The sequence below is a fragment of the uncultured Pontibacter sp. genome (assembly GCF_947492645.1).
In the GTDB taxonomy this organism is placed as follows: domain Bacteria; phylum Bacteroidota; class Bacteroidia; order Cytophagales; family Hymenobacteraceae; genus Pontibacter.
Genome location: NZ_CANLMZ010000007.1, coordinates 165,554 through 181,861, shown reverse-complemented (window position 1 = coordinate 181,861; position 16,308 = coordinate 165,554). Strand labels below are relative to the sequence as shown.

The following is a 16,308-nucleotide window of genomic DNA, read 5'->3' as shown; positions in this document are numbered from 1 at the left end:
TAGGGGTTATAAAGTTTCTTGAATCCTCGCTTTTATAGAAAGCGCAAGGCTTTCCGGCACAATCACGCGTTTGAGATGGCCGCTGATGATCCCTTTAAGAAGCTTCTGTTTCTGATGGGTTTCGAAACAACTGACACACTCCTCTAAATGAGTGTTGAAAAATCTCTCTTCTTCGGAGGTGGCTTCGCCGTCGATAACGAGGTCCAGCATTTCGGATACTTTGCTACAATCTGTGTTGTGCCTCTCGTCCGGCTCTTTGTGGTAAACTTCTGTAATTTTCGATTCCATCTTAACTTAAAACTCTTAGTGTCTTTCTAACTGTTGTAACCCATGGTTTTGGCGTATTTTTCCAACTTCTCCTTCAAAGAGTTTCGGGCGCGGTGCAGCCTCGATCTTACAGTACCTATCGGGATGTCCAAAATCTTGGCCATTTCCTCATAAGTAAAGCCTTCTAAATCACAAAGTATAATTACTGTCCTAAAGTCTACGGGCAGGGCATTCAGGGCGCTGGCTACCTCATCTCCTATCAAATCCTGCACACTTTCTGTGCGCATATCTGTAGTAGAGGCCACCCCGCTTTCACCTTCTACGTCTTCGGAGTTGTAATACCCCTCAACTTCGCTGTAATCTACTTTTGCAGGTTGCTTGCTCTTTTTCCGAAACTCGTTTATGAATGAGTTCTTCAGGATTCGGAACAGCCATGCTTTTGCATTAGTTCCTTGCTCGAAGTAGTCAAAAAAACGATAGGCTTTAAGATAGGTCTCCTGCACCAGGTCATTGGCGTCGTCTTCGTCTAAGGTGAGCCTGTAGGCAAAATTGTACAGAGGGTCAAGCACAGGCAAAAGTTCGGCCTCGAACCTAGCGTCTTTTTCCTCTTTACTTAGTTGTTTACCTGTTTGCTCGCTCATCAACTTGGATTTTGTACTATTGTGAAGTCCTCAATCGCGTATTTGTACGCAAATATAGAAATTTTAATTACATACCTCGCTTGGGGCTTCAGGGTTGCAACAGATACCCCCTAAATGTATCAGATTTTTGCTGAAGCATACGCGGCATAGTATACTTTTACCAAATGGGCTGATAAAAGTTATACCAAGCCCTTTTGCACATCAGAATTAACGAAATTACTTATCAGCTGCTGCTTTAAATACGCTTTAGGTTAAGCATGGTTTTCTGGAAGTATAAGCCAGTTTATACTTCTTAAATTGTACCGTTTTGGCAGTACACAGTTATATCGCAGGCTATTACTTAAAGGGTAACCCTCTCTCCTTTGATATTGCCAAGTATAAAAGACTTAATCTCCTGAAGGCTTTTCCTGGATTTAAGTTTTTTAGCCTTATCGTTAAAATCCTGTCGCGATTGCACTACAAGCCCGGAAGAGTTCAGGAACATGCTTAATGACTTTAGATAGTGCCACCTGAAGGTGACCACTCTGATCAACGCCTCCGGTATAAGCTGCAGATACCACAACATACGCTGTACACCCTCTAAATGAATGGCATGCAGGAACATCTTATTGCGGTCGTAAATGGCGCTTACGTACTTCTTCTTGCTTTTAGATTTGATAGAGGTAGATACCTGGTGCCGGCAAACGCTGTTATAATCGTAGTAGCATTTAAAACCCAGCCGCCATGCCCGCAGCGAAAGCTCGTAATCCTCTACATAAAAAGGGGAAAAGATTTCGTTAAAGCCTCCTATCAACAGAAACTTCTCTTTATCGATAAACGCGTTGGCTCCAGACAGATACATAGAGAACAGCCCCTCCTGCATCAGCTTCTCGTCTTTTAGAAGGTAGTTGCCAGATGTTTTAATCTTGCTGCCATGGTAGTAGGGGAACTTGGCTCCATCCTGAATTTTATCATCATCCCAGCCAACAATGCGGCCCATCACCCCAAAGGTATCCGGCTTATCAAAGTACTTATACTGATTGGAAAAGTAATCGGGCGTTAGCTTAACATCACTATTCAGAAGCAGTACCTTATCATACACCGCAGCCTTTATACCCTTATTTGCTGTTACTGAAAAGCCGCTGTTTACGCTGTTATGGAGTAGTTTAATGTTCGGGTAATGTTGCTGCAGATAAGCCACAGACGCATCTGTAGAGCAATCATCTACCACAATAATCTCGGATGGCTTACCTGTGTTCTGCAGCGCCTCAGCTACTGTATCAAGTGTATGCTTAAAAAGATGAATACCGTTATAGTTGGGTATTACAACAGAAATGCCTGTTACCATAATGTTTCGTCAACCAGTCTATACTTTGTCGGGGCCGCCACTTTGGTGCGCCAGGTACAGCTTGGCATACTTCAAAAAAACTGTATAGGATGATAGGCCTGCAATGAACAAACCGTTAAATCCGTCTAAAAAGCCTCGTTGCAGAAAGTATGTCCGAACAAAACGGAACGGCGGTTTTACAATTACAGCAAGCAAAGAGGTTTTTTTGCCTTTCCGCCACATCTCATTCATATAAATATCGCTGTACCTGTTTATCTGGTCCAGGTGCTGCTTTACATTGTAGCTGTAGTAGTGCAGCATATCTCCCTTCAAGTTTTCTACTTTAGCACCTTCTTCTGGTATTACCCTATCGTGTGGGTTCTGCCCGCCCCAATGCGCCTTAGTTCTGTCAAACAACCTTAATTTGCGATCGGGGTACCAGCCGGAGTGCCTGATCCATTGCCCTCTGTAATTGGTCAGGCGATTTAGTTTATACGCGTCTGCTTTCCAGTTATGCTTTACCTTTAATACCGATTCTCTCAGCTCATCCGTAAGGGCTTCATCTGCATCAAGCGACAAAACATGCTGGTGCGTAGCAAGGCTTAACGAATAGTTTTTCTGATCGATCATACTTGTAAAAGGCCGCTCCACAAACGTAACACCATAGCTTAAGCATATCTCTTTTGTTCTGTCTGTGGAAAGCGAGTCTACCACAATTATTTCATCGGCAATACCCTCTACAGACTTCAGGCATCGCTCAATGTTCTGCTCTTCGTTAAAGGTAATAATGGTAACAGACAGCTTTACTTGCATAAATTAAAGGAATGCTAAAAGGTTAATGCGGTGCAAATATCGTCTTTTTATCGCTAAAAACTTATGCTACAGCAGGTTTAAAAGTAACAAAATCGCCATATGATAGTACAACACATATTTGTGCTTCTGTGTAAAGAATAGCTACTGTCAGCTTAATTGCTGCCGCCCCATGAATAAACGCCCTTATTTTGCTTTTGCGGTGCTATTAGCGCTCTGCCTGCTGCATACGTTGCAGCTTGCGGCACAGCAGTATAATTTCCGTAACTGGACGCTGGAGCAAGGTTTGCCACAGTCGCAGGTAAACGATATACTCCAGGACCACACCGGCCACTTATGGATTGCCACACGTGGTGGTGTGAGCCGCTTTAACGGCAGGCAATTTCATACTTATACTACAGAAAACGGGCTCAGCAGCAACAATGCCACAGTACTGTATCAGGCTAAGAACCGCCACATCTGGATTGGCAGCTCAGACAGAGGAGTAGTAACATATAATGGCAGCAGTTTCAGGAAATATGGCGCAGAAGCTGGCATAACTGCCAACACAATTTACGATATAACCGAAGACGTTACTGGCCGCATTTGGCTGGCAACAGAAGCAGGCTTATTCTATTCTTCAGGCAGCACTTTTACAAAGCATGAAGCCCTGCCTGAGCAACCTTATACTTCTATTGTTGCCTTACCAGATAGTACCCTATGGGCAGGCAGTCAGGCTAATGGCTTGTATCATTTACTGTTAAATGAGGTTAACCATTATACAACAGATAACAGCCACTTACCCAGCAACCTCGTAACCACCTTATTTAAAGATACAAACAACGACCTCTGGATAGGAACTGATAAAGGTGCAGCCAGATTTAAAAACGGTGCTTTACAGCCCTTCAAAATTCCCATCAACCGCACCGACCTTGCTGTTTCTTCTTTCCTAAGGGATGCTTATGGCTACCTTTGGATTGGGCTGAAGCAAAACGGCTTAGTTAAGTATGACGGTAAAAGGTACACTTATTTAATACGGCAAAACGGCCTACGCTCAAAACGCATCAACACGTTGGCAACCGATTCGGAGGGGAATATCTGGATAGGAACAAATGGGTATGGCCTGCAGCAGTTTACATCGCCTTGGTTTGTGCACTACTTTGATTTTGCTGAGCTAAGCGAACCTAGAATAACAGCCCTTGCCAAAGATGTTAAAGGCAGGGTGTGGGTTGGAACAGACGAAGGAAATACGGCCTATTTAGATGGAGCCGGACGCCTGAACTGGAACATGCATCCTACATGGGCAGAGGGCACAACGGTACATCACATAAGCTTGCTCGACAACACAACATCATGGGTGGCCACCAGCAACGGCGCCTGGAAGCTAACGCCAACAGCATCAACACACTTTACTGTAAAAGACGGTTTACCAGCCAACGAGGTTTTTCAATGCTTACCTGATGCTGCCACCGGAAAAGTATGGATGTCTACGGCTAGTGGCATTTCGTGCTACAGCAACGGCAAATTTAAAAAGTATACCTTACCCGGTAATGTACAGGTAGGCAGAGTATACCAGATGCACAAAGACTCTCGAAACAGGATCTGGATAGGCACCACCGGCGGTGTGTACAAAGTTGAGGATGATAAACTGCTGGAAGCCCCTGAACTTAGCCAGTTTAAGTTAGAAGAGGTAACATCGATAGCAGAAGACGGTAAGGGCGTTTTATACTTTGGTGCATTTAATTATGGCATTGCAGTCCTAAACCCGGAGTGGAGCCAGCCAAAACTCTTTATAATAGAGCAAGGCTTACCCAACCAGGGCATAAAAGGCCTTTATGTAGATACACAGGATAACCTATGGGTTGGCACCAGCCGGAACATGCTTAAAGTATTGCTGCCTAAACTGCGCCAGGACCAAAAATTAAGCTACAGGAGCTACTCCAATGCAAACGGTTTCAGAGGGATTGAGATAAGTAATAATGCCATAACACAAACACAGGATGGCAGCATCTGGTTTGGCACCACAAAAGGCTTAACCAAATACATACCCGCCCTCGACAGGCGCAACAAAGTATATCCGGAGCTATCCTTAAATGAGATTATGCTATACCAGAAGCCTACAAACTGGCAACAGCTAGGCTATACTGCTGATTCTGCAACTGGCTTACCTGTAAAACTGCGCTTGCCACATACTCAAAACCACCTTTCTTTTGATTTTCATGCCATTTGCCTTTCGGGACCGGAGCAGGTAAAGTATAAGTATAAACTTGTAGGCTACCAGGAACAATGGTCTGCTGCCACAAGCCAGTCTTATGCCACCTTCTCCAACCTAGCGCCCGGCGACTATACATTTGAGCTATTAGCCCAAAACAACGATGGCTACTGGACGCCTAAACCGCTGATGTATACTTTCTCGATTGTGCCCCCCATTTGGCGCCGTGAATGGTTTATAGGTGTATTGCTGCTTGTTATTGCCGGGGCGGTACTTAGCATTGTAAAATTGCGCGAACGGAGCCTTGTAAAAATGAATACGCTGCTGGAGATGCGGGTAAACCACCGCACCCGCCTGCTCGAGCGCAAGAACCGCGAGAAAGAGATGCTGCTGCAGGAAATACACCACCGGGTAAAAAATAACCTCCAGATTGTAATCAGCATGCTGAACCTGCAGGCCAGGCACGTGCAGGACCCGCAAGCTATAGATGTAATGCGGGCGCTAAAGAGCAGGGTACGCTCTATGGCCATACTTCACGAACGCCTTTACCGCCACGATAACCTCGGGGAAATTGATTTAGATGATTACTTCAGGGGCATTTGCGAGAGCCTCTATGAGGCCTATGGCGTTACAGAAGAGCAGGTAGAACTGGAGTTAAGTATACCATCCATAAAAGTAGATATAGATAACGCTATAACTTTAGGGTTAATTGTAAACGAACTCGTTTCCAATTCGTTAAAATATGCATTCCCTGATTTTAAACAGAAAGGGTTGCTGCGCATCGTTTTAACGCCGCAGCAAAACGGCCGTTATACTTTAACCGTAAGCGATAACGGCAAAGGCTTGCCCATCAACTTTGAGCAAAAGATGAAACACTCGTTCGGACTGCAATTAGTATCCTCACTAAGCAAAAAGGTGAACGGCAAGATTGATTTTTCTAACAACAATGGCACAAATTCAATATTATTTTTTGTTTTGCCATCGTAATTTTATAATTATCGTAAGAACCTAAAGCTATGACAAAACCCAAAATTCTTATATCGGAAGACGAGGTCATAATTGCAGAGGATCTTGCAGCTAGCCTCGAAGAGTTAGGCTATACCACGTGCGCAATAGATTCGGGGCAAGATACAATAGATAGAATCCGCGAAACACAACCGGACCTGGTGTTGCTCGACATTAATCTTGGCGGTGATCAGGATGGTGTAGAAATTGGCTCCCGTATCAGGCAGGAGTTTGATATACCCTTTATTTACCTTACTGCCTACGCAGACCACGCCACTATAGACAGAGCAAAAAAAACAGAGCCTGACGGCTTCCTGGTAAAGCCCTTTGATGAAAAGAGCCTGCGCTCAGCTATAGAAATTGCTTTGTACAAGCATGACAGCGGCCACCGCGAAGACAAAGAGATGAATGGGACAGCAACAAACGGTAAAGAACAAGAAGTTGCGACCGACTATATTTTTGTAAAAGTAAAGCACCGTATTATTAAAGTACACTACAGCGAGATTATATGGGTAGAAGCTTACGACAATTATTCTTTTATTGTAACCGCAGATCAGAAATACCTTGTTAGCTCTACCTTAAAAGATATGGAGCACAAATTGCCACAACAAAACTTTGTGCGCGTGCACCGGTCTTACATAGCCAACCTGGATAAAATAGAAGCCCTGGAGGAAAATTCTGTCGTATTCGCAAAAGGCGACGTGCCCATCGGAAAATCATATAAGAAAACCCTGATGTCGCGGTTTAACATTATATAAGCTTGTAACTATACTTTAAGATATTGAGGTAAACAAAAGAGCCGGTACAGAAAACTGCACCGGCTCTTTTTATACTTTATACTAGCCTAGTATCTGTAGTATTCTGGCTTGTATGGGCCTTCTACTTCTACGCCAATGTAGCGTGCCTGATCAGGAGAGAGCTCATCCAGTTCTACACCGATCTTAGACAAGTGCAGGCGGGCAACTTTCTCATCCAGGTGCTTCGGCAAAGTATAAACCTTGTTTTCGTAAGCATCTGTATTTGTCCAAAGCTCCAGCTGCGCCAGCGTTTGGTTAGAGAAAGAGTTTGACATTACAAACGATGGGTGGCCAGTAGCGCAACCAAGGTTCACTAAACGTCCTTCAGCCAATACTATAATATCTTTACCATCGATGTTATAAAGGTCTACCTGAGGCTTTATTTCATCTTTTGTATTGCCATAAGCTTTGTTTAACCAAGCCATGTCGATCTCGTTGTCGAAGTGGCCGATGTTACAAACAATTGCTTTATCTTTCATCAGGCGGAACTCCTGCTCACCAATGATGTCTTTGTTACCTGTAGCAGTTACCACGATATCAGCCTCTTTTACAGCATCCACCATGCGCTTTACAGCAAAACCATCCATAGCAGCCTGTAGCGCACAGATAGGGTCAATCTCGGTAACAATAACACGGGCACCAGCACCACGCAACGAGGCGGCAGAACCTTTTCCTACGTCACCGTAACCAGCAACAACAGCTACTTTACCAGCCATCATCACGTCAGTAGCACGGCGAATAGCATCTACCAGAGATTCTTTACAACCATACTTGTTATCAAACTTAGATTTGGTAACCGAGTCGTTCACGTTGATGGCAGGCATTGTAAGCGTACCGTTCTTCATACGCTCGTAGAGGCGGTGAACACCTGTCGTAGTTTCTTCAGACAATCCTTTGATACCACCTGCCAACTCCGGATAGTTATCCAACACCATGTTGGTAAGGTCGCCACCATCGTCCAGGATCATGTTAAGCGGCTTGCGCTCATCACCGAAGAACAAAGTCTGCTCAATGCACCAGTCAAATTCTTCCGCTGTCATACCTTTCCAGGCATAAACAGAGATGCCGGCAGCGGCAATGGCAGCGGCAGCATGGTCCTGCGTTGAGAAGATATTGCAAGATGACCAGGTAACTTCTGCTCCTAACTCAACTAATGTCTCGATAAGAACAGCTGTTTGAATAGTCATGTGCAAACATCCAGCAATACGTGCGCCAGCAAGCGGTTTGCTTGGGCCGTACTCTTCACGGATAGCCATCAGACCAGGCATTTCTGCCTCGGCTAATCTAATTTCTTTACGCCCCCACTCTGCAAGTGAGATATCTTTTACTTTGTACTTAAGCTGTGTATCGATCATTCTTGTTGTTTTTTCAGATAAAACACAAAATTACGCAAATTGTTGCGCAAGTTCAACTATACTTCGCTTATACTTCTGAAACTCTTGCCATTACCTTAAAACAAACAGCGCCTGCTTGTTAGGCAGGCGCTGCTGTAGTTGTCTTCTTCAATGGCTGGTTAGTTGTTAACGATCACCTCGGCGCCCAGGCTGTTGTTGTTACCTGATGGTGGCGTTGCAAAACCCTTGGCAAATATGGTGTAGATGCCACCATTGGCTAGTTGCACCTGGGTGCTTAATACAGCTGGCGTGGTGCCGGCTGCCCGTACCTCCAGGGTATAAGTGCCGGCATCAACAGGCGTAAAAGCAGTATTTTCTTTAAAGGCGATGTCAGAGAAAAGTACGGGCCCGTTTGCAACGGCAATATCCACGTTAGGCGCATCCGGTGATAAGTGCACAAAACGAACGTGTGCCTTACCCGAGGCTGGCTCAGTCAGGTTATCTTCAAGCACTAAAGCCTCTATGTTGCTAAGCGTATTGATCGCAAACACACTATAAGCCTGGTTTTCGTCCAATCTCAGGTCAGCGTTTATCACGGCGTTGCTTGTTGTAGCTCCGGCAGGTGTTACTTTGATGTTTCTTGAGCCAGACTCAACATCCATATAGCCGGTGTTGCCAGGGTAGTTAAGTGCAGTCATGTTGGCTTTAACATCATCTACATACAAATCTACAGCTGGAGCATCCGGGGAGGCATGCACTACCAACACTTGCGCATTATTCTCCAGCAGGTTCAAATCATCGTCATCGTCGCAGGCAGCGAGAAAAACGGTTGGCAAAACAGCCAGCAATAAAAATCTTAGGTACTTCTTCATAGTAAATTTCTTTAATTAAGTATTTATTGAATTTGATTTTGTAACTCTTCTAGAACCTATAACGATAAGTTTTGTTTAAAGTTTATTTAAAATAATTAAACAAAACACTATATTAAATTTATACTTCCGATAACTGGAACTGGTGCAGCAATAAGAGCCATGTGCCATAAAAGTATAAAATACTTACCTTTGAGGAAGGCTGAAAATGCTAAAATACCCACTATGCGCTTATTTACACCAGAAGAAAAGCAGTTTATACAAAAGCACCTGCACCAGGCACCAGCTACACTTATGTTACAAGCCAGCCGGTACCCGCAGTTGCCTGTGCTGGAACTGGTGCAGCAAATACAAGCCAGGCAAAAGGCTGCCGCCAAACTTCCACTCTGGGCTCAAAATCCTGATGTAGTTTTCCCGGTTACACTTTCCGTAGAGCAAAGCTCCTCTGAGCCTACGGCGGCATTTAAGGCATCTTTAGTTACAGGCAATTTGCTTATAGACCTTACTGGTGGCTTTGGGGTGGATAGTTTATACTTTGCAAAACAGTTTAAGCAAGTAATACACCTGGAGCAAAACCAGGAGTTGCAAGAAATAGCCGCCTATAACTTTAATCTGCTGGGCGCGGCTAACATTCAAAGCATGCATGCAACCGCCGAAGCTTTTTTGCAGCATTACACAGGCAAGGCCGATGTTATTTACCTGGACCCTGCCAGGCGAGGCGGCCGCGATGAGAAACTGCACCTGCTGCAGGATTGTGAGCCAGACGTGCTGCACCTGTTACCCCTGCTGTTCGAGAAAGCTGAAGCTGTTTTGCTTAAAACCTCCCCTATGCTGGATATAGATCAGGCGCTGGAACAGCTAAAGCATGTACACCAGCTATGGGTGGTGGCGGTGCAGAACGAGGTAAAAGAGGTATTATACTTGTTGCAAGCCAACGCTCCGGCACCTGATGCAGTAAAGCGCAATGCTGTAAATTTATCTCCTCAGGCTGCCTCCCAAACACTATCCTTTACCCGCACAGCCGAAGAAGCCGCCAGCCCAGTTTACACCGACCCGCAGGAATTTGTGTACGAACCTAACGCTGCCATACTTAAAGCCGGGGCATTCCGCTTTTTAAGCCAACAGTATAAATTGAATAAGCTCCACCCTAACAGCCACCTTTATACATCTGCTGTACTTGTGCCTGATTTCCCGGGGCGCAGCTTTAGATGCACCGCAGTTTGCCGTTACAATAAAAAAGAGCTGATGCGCTACCTGCCGGCAAAAAAAGCTAACGTTACGGTTCGTAATTTCCCGGAGCCGGTAGCAGAGATTCGCCGCAAAACAGGTATAAAAGAAGGCGGCGACATTTATCTTTTCTTTACTACCGATATGCACCAGAAACCGGTGGTGCTTGTTTGCAGCAAAGTATAACTCATAAGTATTTTCCTAAACAACACATCTTTAGCCTCGTACACTAGTTGGTGGACCTGCTCTATGGCAGGTCTTTGTTACATTTAACCCGCCAGCTATGAAACACGAGAAAAGCAGCCAGAACAGGATGTCTCAGGACATCAACAACACTTCTCGAACCATGCAGCCCAACCTAGGAGGCCCGCAGAAACAAGGCGCCCAAAACAGTATGCCAGGTTCAAAATCCGGCAGCAGCCCATCTAATTTAGGAAGTAGCCCTGGCCGCGGATGGCACGGCGACTCTAAGGGGCATGCCAAGGCCGGCAGCCAAAGCCACAAGCGCACAGGTAACCGCCATTCGTAAGCATATCAGAAGTACTTAAGCTGGGCATGTAGCCTGAAATATGTTTCACCAATAAATGAAAACAACAATGAAAGGACAAAAGAACACCAACCTGGAGTTTCATGGCTTTGCCAGTAACCCTGCCAAGTCGTTTGAAGATGGTAAAAAAGGAAACCGTTTAGCCGTTCAGGCATCGCTGGACAAAAGCCGCGCCGCCACAGAAGCAAGCAGCGATAACACAGCCAGACGTCAGGCTACTTCTTCGCAAGGCAAAGGCTGGTCTAATGCCGGTGGCACCCGCAAAGACGATGGCAAGCAAGCTTCAGCAAATAACAAAAACACACCCTCATCTTAATTGACGCATCATGAAGGATCAAAATAAAGATAAAAAGTCTGAATTAACAGACACGAACAAAAGCAACCCCAAAGACACCAGCAATAGCCTGTCAAGAGATAAAACTGACACCAAGCTTAACCAAAAGCAAACGCCGCAGGCCCGCACCGACAACGAACAGGACCGGGAGCAGCAGAAACATAATTTATAAAATATAAACAAGCAGTAAGAGCCACAGCAGCAATGTTGTGGCTCTTTTTATTAACGGGCAGGCACTTGCAACTTTATACTTAATCAATCCATTCCCTAGTTGCCAGCATATGAGAACACTAACACTCTACATCGCCATGAGCCTGGACGGTTACATTGCCAGACCAGACGATGATATCTCCTGGTTGGAAGCAGTTGAAAAAGAAGGGGAAGACTACGGTTACAGCAAATTCACCGCTAAAGTAGATACTGTTATACTTGGCAGACGCACTTATGAGAAAGTACTAAGTATGGGTATTGGTTTCCCGCACGCAAACAAAGAATGCTACATTATTACCCGCAAGCCACAGGCACCCATTGGCAAGCTAAAGTTTTATACCGGCGACTTAAAAGTATTGATAAAAGACCTGAAAGCACAGGAAGGCGGCACGATCTTCTGCGATGGCGGGGCACAGGTAGCAAGTATGCTACTGCACGACAGGCTTGTAGATGAGTTCATCATCTCTGTCATACCTATACTTCTGGGTGATGGCATCCGACTTTTTAAAGCTGGGTTGCCGGAGCAGCAGCTGCAACTGCTAAACGCCACAAACTACGATACCGGCCTGGTGCAGCTGCATTACAAAAGGAAATAGCTTTGCAAAGATTTAGCTGTAAATCATTAACCGCTCCCAGACAAGCTATAGAAAGGTATAGCTCACTTATTTACAAATCATGGAGGGCTTATTTTTTTCTGCTCACCCACTTGTTTCCTTTCAGCCAGAAGCGCCAGGGCAGCTGGGCATCCTCTCCTGCGTAATCAATGCCAATGCGTGGGCCTGTAGCTATACTTTGCTCGGGCAGTATTATACTTTTGTCTTCCACCCAAATAGTGTTGCCAGTTAAGTCTTCGCCGTAGTGTTTCCTGTTTATGCCTAGCGCTATACTTGCCACGCCAGGGCCGGCGGTAAGGTTGGGTTTTATACCCTGGAAGCCACGCCTAAGCAGCATTTCTTCAACTCCCACCTCTGGTTCTATAGCTCTTATAAGTACTGCGTCAGCTTTATCTTTCACATTAGTGATGATGTTGAAGAGATTATAAATCCCATACACTAAGTATACATAGGCCACACCACCTTCGCTGTACATGATCTCAGTGCGTTGGGTGCGGCGGTTGAGGTGGGCATGGCAGGCTTTATCATTCTCTCCGGCATACGCTTCTGTCTCTACGATCATACCTCCTGTAATAATGCCATCTATGCAAGTATACAAATGCTTCCCAATCAGTTCACGGGCTATCTCCACAACATTGGGTCGGGTATAAAAATCTTTTGGCAGCTTCAAGTCTGTTATCTGTTAGTGGTATGTGCCGTTTACGTATGTTTCAGGCTCATGAGTTAAGATCTCCTCTGCTACTATCCTACAATATAAGTATGCATCATTCGTAAATCATCAGTAAAAAGTATACCTTTGCGGCAGATTGGTGGCCGTAAAACTATCGTTTTGCGGCCTTAAAAGGGAAGCAGGTGTAATTCCTGCGCTGTTCCCGCAACTGTCATCTTCAATTAAAGGCTTAGTCTATTTCACCAATGCCACTGTGTTGCCCGCAACATGGGAAGGCGGACTAAGGAAGAGAGCCAGGAGACCTGCCAGTCCGACACACGATTTGTCGTATGCTTTCGGGTAAAAAGCTGCACGGCCACCGCAATTTCTGCGTTTGCTGTTTCTGCCCTTTTACCTGCCGGCATGCTTCGGGACTAAAGCAAACATGCATTGGCACGATTCTCTTTTAGTAAAGTATGGCTTTTAGGCTGCTCTGTGGCCTTAGCACAAATGGCGCTTGCACAGCAACCGGATACAACACGGCACCAACTGCGCACCGTAGAGGTATTTGGAAAACCCGCCGAAGTATATGCTGCCGGCAGTAGAGTAGTGCAGCTAGACAGCAGCTACCTGAGCACCTATGCCTCCGGCTCGCTGGCTGAGGCTTTGATGGCACGCACCCCTATCTACTTTAAAAGCTACGGTGTTAGCGGCATCTCTACTGTAGCCTTCAGGGGCACCAACGCCTCCCAAACTGCCGTTCTCTGGAACGGGCTCAACATCTCCTCTCCTACCCTGGGCTTGACAGACTTCTCTACTTTACCTTTGAGCAGCTTTGGCGATGTATCGGTGCAGTACGGCCCGGCAGGCGCCACACATGGTAGTGGTGCTATTGGCGGGGCTGTATTACTAAACTCACCTAAGTATAACCGCAGAGGCTTTGGAGCAGAGATACAGGCTGAGGCAGGCAGCTTTGGCCGCTACGCTGGCAGCGGAAGTATAAAGTATGGCAAAGGCAAACTGCAAGCAGTAACTGGATTATACTACAAACAGGCCGCCAACAACTTTAAGTATAAAGACCTGACAGGGTTTCGGAAGCCGGAGGTGCGGCAGAAAAATGCAGCTGTAGAGCAGTATGGCCTTACGCAAGACTTTAACTGGCAGGTAAGCGAGAACACAAAGCTGGCGCTGCACAGTTGGTATACTTTTGCAGATCGGGAAGTACAGCCTGCCATGGGCTCAGCATCAAACAACGATCAGCAAAAAGATGAAAACCTGCGCCTGATGGCCGCCCTGGAACATAACAGCCGCTGGGGCCAGACAGCTGTGAAAGCAGCATACTTTAACGATTACCTACACTATAATAAAACAGGGGCAGTCTCTGAGGCAGATGTAAACACGTACCAGGTACTGGCAGAACAATCTTATACTTACAGTAACCGCTGGAGCCTGCGCGGTGGTGTGAATCTACAGCACTTTTCTGCAGCTAATGATGGCTATGCCGGTACTGCATCAGATAACCGCGCATCCGTTTTCGCCCTGCTGCGCTACGATCCGACTTCTGCTTTAAAACTGAGTCTGAACCTGCGCCAGGCTTTTGTGGAAGGCTACAACCCTAAACCTACGCCGGCACTTGGCTTTAACTGGAAATTTTACAACGATAACAAGAACCAGCTTTCCATCAAGGGCAATATGTCTGGTAGCTACCGGGTACCCACGCTAAATGATCGCTTCTGGCTGGGAGCCGGTAACCCTGACCTGAAACCAGAACAAGGCTGGAGCTACGAAAGCGGCCTGCACCACTTGCTTATACTAGGCAACACGTTATTACTGGAGACAGAACTAACCGGCTATTACATGCTTGTGGATGACTGGATACAATGGATGCCCGATGGCAGCGGCCCCTGGAGACCTGTAAACCTGCTGAAGGTAAATGCTAAAGGTATAGAGGCAAGTACAAAAGCAACAGCAACTGTAGGCAAGACAAAAATTGGCGCTACTTTAGGCTATACTTATACTTCATCGGAGCAGGCAGAGGTTTACGAAGGCAGCGGCGACAAAGGTAAGCAACTGATGTACGTACCCCGCCACAAAGCTGTACTTGGTGCTGATGCCTCCTGCAAAGGCTGGACTTTGCTTGGCAACTTAAACTATACCGGTCTTCGCTACACTAGTAATTCAGAGTCTACTTATTTAAACAGCTTTATACTCCTGGACGTGGCGCTGAGCAAGCGGCTGCAGCTACACAAACATGCACTTGTACTCACGCTCAAATCCGATAATGTGACCAATGCTGAGTACCAGACGATGGCCTATCATGCCATGCCACCACGCGGCTACACCTTTAGCTTACGCTTTATCATACCTTAAATTTATACTTATACCATACAATGAAAGCTTTACACAAATTTCGCAGCATGCTTGTTGCTGCCTCTTTGCTTGTGTCGGTGCTTGCTTTTAGCAGCTGCGACGACAAAAATGACGGACCTTCAGGAGTTTATGCCGAAGATGGCGTTTTTGTAGTGAATGAAGGTAACTTTGGGCGGCCAACCAGCTCTGTTACTTACTACAACAAAAGTAGCCAGCAGGTACAGCACAATATTTTTGAAAAAGAAAACCAGGACCGCCCCCTTGGCGATGTGGCGCAAAGTATGACGATCCTCGGCGACCGCGCGTTCATAGTTGTAAACAACAGCAACAAAATAGAGGTCGTTAATGCTAATACCTTTAAATCAGAAGCAGTAGTAGAGGGCCTTGATGCACCACGCTATTTTGTTGCGCTTAACGATAACAAAGGCTACGTAACTGAGTGGTTTGCCCCCAACCCGGATTGGAGCTACAGAACTGGCCGCGTATCTGTTATCGACCTGAATACTTATACTGTACTAAAAACAATTGAGGTAGGCAAACAACCGGAGCAACTGCTAATTGCTGGTGGCAAATTATACGTTACCAACCTTGGGGGCAACACAGTAACGGTTATCAACACGGCCACGGATGCCATCGAAAAAGAAATAGACGTAACTTTTGGACCTAACAGCCTGGTGCTTGACAAAAATAATGCGCTTTGGGTTCTTAGCACAGGCTTTAAAGACTGGCAAGCTGCCGCATCAACCTACACAGCAGGTGCTCTTACTAAGGTAAATGTATCTACCAACACGGTTACAAGCACTTACCCTTTCCCTGAAGTAGCTGCTAATGCCAGCAAGTTATTGCAGAATGGTGCTAAAGATATTCTATACTATATCTACGACGGCAAAGTGTACCAGCAAGCCACTTCCGCCTCCACTTTATCTCACACGCAACTTATCAACAGGTCTTTTTACGGCTTAGGCGTAGATCCGGAGACTGGCTACATTTATGGCGGCGACCACAATGGCTTTGCAGGCGACGGAACAGTACAGGTATACAAGCCAGATGGCACAAAAGTACATGAGTTTAAGGCAGGTATAGGTCCTAGTGGGTTCGTATTTAATTAACCTGCCACATTAGCAACAGAAAAGGCCT

16 protein-coding genes and 1 riboswitch are annotated in these 16,308 nt (G+C 45.8%); of the genes, 9 read left to right on the top strand and 7 right to left on the bottom strand.

The window, feature by feature from the left end; translation table 11 throughout:
• Nucleotides 1-6: 6 nt before the first annotated feature.
• From Q1A23_RS10175 to Q1A23_RS10160, 4 genes are all read right to left on the bottom strand, one after another.
• Complete coding sequence (locus tag Q1A23_RS10175; RefSeq protein ID WP_299822739.1) at nt 7-288, bottom strand: zf-HC2 domain-containing protein; 282 nt, start codon at nt 286-288, stop codon at nt 7-9.
• 26 nt (nt 289-314) lie between these two features.
• Complete coding sequence (locus Q1A23_RS10170) at nt 315-908, bottom strand: sigma-70 family RNA polymerase sigma factor (protein ID WP_299822737.1); 594 nt, start codon at nt 906-908, stop codon at nt 315-317.
• A gap of 340 nt (nt 909-1,248) precedes the next feature.
• A complete protein-coding gene (locus Q1A23_RS10165; protein ID WP_299822734.1) occupies nt 1,249-2,235 on the bottom strand; it encodes a glycosyltransferase family 2 protein in 987 nt (328 codons plus the stop codon).
• A gap of 18 nt (nt 2,236-2,253) precedes the next feature.
• Nucleotides 2,254-3,027: a glycosyltransferase family 2 protein gene (locus Q1A23_RS10160; RefSeq protein ID WP_299822732.1), complete on the bottom strand. Its 774-nt coding sequence runs from the start codon at nt 3,025-3,027 to the stop codon at nt 2,254-2,256.
• Nucleotides 3,028-3,196: 169 nt separating this feature from the next.
• Here Q1A23_RS10160 and Q1A23_RS10155 point away from each other — a divergent pair, with 169 nt between their 5' ends.
• Nucleotides 3,197-6,202: a two-component regulator propeller domain-containing protein gene (locus Q1A23_RS10155; RefSeq protein WP_299822729.1), complete on the top strand. Its 3,006-nt coding sequence runs from the start codon at nt 3,197-3,199 to the stop codon at nt 6,200-6,202.
• Between the two features lie 29 nt (nt 6,203-6,231).
• Nucleotides 6,232-6,978, top strand: coding sequence for a LytTR family transcriptional regulator DNA-binding domain-containing protein (locus tag Q1A23_RS10150; RefSeq protein WP_299822726.1), 747 nt, complete (start codon nt 6,232-6,234; stop codon nt 6,976-6,978).
• Between the two features lie 86 nt (nt 6,979-7,064).
• Here the strand turns inward: Q1A23_RS10150 and ahcY are convergent, their stop codons facing one another.
• The gene (ahcY, locus tag Q1A23_RS10145; protein WP_299822723.1) at nt 7,065-8,372 is read right to left on the bottom strand and encodes an adenosylhomocysteinase; all 1,308 of its coding nucleotides are present in this window, start codon (nt 8,370-8,372) and stop codon (nt 7,065-7,067) included.
• Between the two features lie 158 nt (nt 8,373-8,530).
• The gene (locus tag Q1A23_RS10140) at nt 8,531-9,223 is read right to left on the bottom strand and encodes a DUF4397 domain-containing protein (protein WP_299822720.1); all 693 of its coding nucleotides are present in this window, start codon (nt 9,221-9,223) and stop codon (nt 8,531-8,533) included.
• A 222-nt stretch (nt 9,224-9,445) separates the two neighbouring features.
• Here Q1A23_RS10140 and Q1A23_RS10135 point away from each other — a divergent pair, with 222 nt between their 5' ends.
• The 5 genes from Q1A23_RS10135 (at nt 9,446) to Q1A23_RS10115 (ending at nt 12,134) form a co-directional block, all read left to right on the top strand.
• A complete protein-coding gene (locus Q1A23_RS10135) occupies nt 9,446-10,633 on the top strand; it encodes a hypothetical protein (protein WP_299822717.1) in 1,188 nt (395 codons plus the stop codon).
• Between the two features lie 97 nt (nt 10,634-10,730).
• Nucleotides 10,731-10,976, top strand: a complete 246-nt coding sequence (locus tag Q1A23_RS10130) for a hypothetical protein (RefSeq protein WP_299822714.1) — start codon at nt 10,731-10,733, stop codon at nt 10,974-10,976.
• Between the two features lie 55 nt (nt 10,977-11,031).
• Nucleotides 11,032-11,310, top strand: coding sequence for a hypothetical protein (locus Q1A23_RS10125; RefSeq protein WP_299822711.1), 279 nt, complete (start codon nt 11,032-11,034; stop codon nt 11,308-11,310).
• Between the two features lie 10 nt (nt 11,311-11,320).
• A complete protein-coding gene (locus Q1A23_RS10120; protein WP_299822708.1) occupies nt 11,321-11,500 on the top strand; it encodes a hypothetical protein in 180 nt (59 codons plus the stop codon).
• 109 nt (nt 11,501-11,609) lie between these two features.
• The gene (locus Q1A23_RS10115; protein WP_299822705.1) at nt 11,610-12,134 is read left to right on the top strand and encodes a dihydrofolate reductase family protein; all 525 of its coding nucleotides are present in this window, start codon (nt 11,610-11,612) and stop codon (nt 12,132-12,134) included.
• A gap of 88 nt (nt 12,135-12,222) precedes the next feature.
• Here the strand turns inward: Q1A23_RS10115 and Q1A23_RS10110 are convergent, their stop codons facing one another.
• Complete coding sequence (locus Q1A23_RS10110) at nt 12,223-12,822, bottom strand: DNA-3-methyladenine glycosylase (RefSeq protein ID WP_299822702.1); 600 nt, start codon at nt 12,820-12,822, stop codon at nt 12,223-12,225.
• Between the two features lie 120 nt (nt 12,823-12,942).
• Nucleotides 12,943-13,147: riboswitch (cobalamin riboswitch) on the top strand.
• Nucleotides 13,148-13,251: 104 nt separating this feature from the next.
• Between Q1A23_RS10110 and Q1A23_RS10105 the strand changes: the two genes are divergently transcribed.
• Entirely contained in the window at nt 13,252-15,171 is a 1,920-nt protein-coding gene (locus tag Q1A23_RS10105) for a TonB-dependent receptor (protein WP_299822699.1), read from the top strand.
• A gap of 20 nt (nt 15,172-15,191) precedes the next feature.
• The gene (locus tag Q1A23_RS10100; RefSeq protein WP_299822696.1) at nt 15,192-16,280 is read left to right on the top strand and encodes a DUF5074 domain-containing protein; all 1,089 of its coding nucleotides are present in this window, start codon (nt 15,192-15,194) and stop codon (nt 16,278-16,280) included.
• Nucleotides 16,281-16,308 lie beyond the last annotated feature (28 nt).

Coding starts and splice junctions, on each gene's coding strand:
- Q1A23_RS10175 (WP_299822739.1), bottom strand. CDS start 288: ATGGAATCGAAAATTACAGAAGTTTACCACAAAGAGCCGGACGAGAGG.
- Q1A23_RS10170 (WP_299822737.1), bottom strand. CDS start 908: ATGAGCGAGCAAACAGGTAAACAACTAAGTAAAGAGGAAAAAGACGCT.
- Q1A23_RS10165 (WP_299822734.1), bottom strand. CDS start 2,235: ATGGTAACAGGCATTTCTGTTGTAATACCCAACTATAACGGTATTCAT.
- Q1A23_RS10160 (WP_299822732.1), bottom strand. CDS start 3,027: ATGCAAGTAAAGCTGTCTGTTACCATTATTACCTTTAACGAAGAGCAG.
- Q1A23_RS10155 (WP_299822729.1), top strand. CDS start 3,197: ATGAATAAACGCCCTTATTTTGCTTTTGCGGTGCTATTAGCGCTCTGC.
- Q1A23_RS10150 (WP_299822726.1), top strand. CDS start 6,232: ATGACAAAACCCAAAATTCTTATATCGGAAGACGAGGTCATAATTGCA.
- ahcY (WP_299822723.1), bottom strand. CDS start 8,372: ATGATCGATACACAGCTTAAGTACAAAGTAAAAGATATCTCACTTGCA.
- Q1A23_RS10140 (WP_299822720.1), bottom strand. CDS start 9,223: ATGAAGAAGTACCTAAGATTTTTATTGCTGGCTGTTTTGCCAACCGTT.
- Q1A23_RS10135 (WP_299822717.1), top strand. CDS start 9,446: ATGCGCTTATTTACACCAGAAGAAAAGCAGTTTATACAAAAGCACCTG.
- Q1A23_RS10130 (WP_299822714.1), top strand. CDS start 10,731: ATGAAACACGAGAAAAGCAGCCAGAACAGGATGTCTCAGGACATCAAC.
- Q1A23_RS10125 (WP_299822711.1), top strand. CDS start 11,032: ATGAAAACAACAATGAAAGGACAAAAGAACACCAACCTGGAGTTTCAT.
- Q1A23_RS10120 (WP_299822708.1), top strand. CDS start 11,321: ATGAAGGATCAAAATAAAGATAAAAAGTCTGAATTAACAGACACGAAC.
- Q1A23_RS10115 (WP_299822705.1), top strand. CDS start 11,610: ATGAGAACACTAACACTCTACATCGCCATGAGCCTGGACGGTTACATT.
- Q1A23_RS10100 (WP_299822696.1), top strand. CDS start 15,192: ATGAAAGCTTTACACAAATTTCGCAGCATGCTTGTTGCTGCCTCTTTG.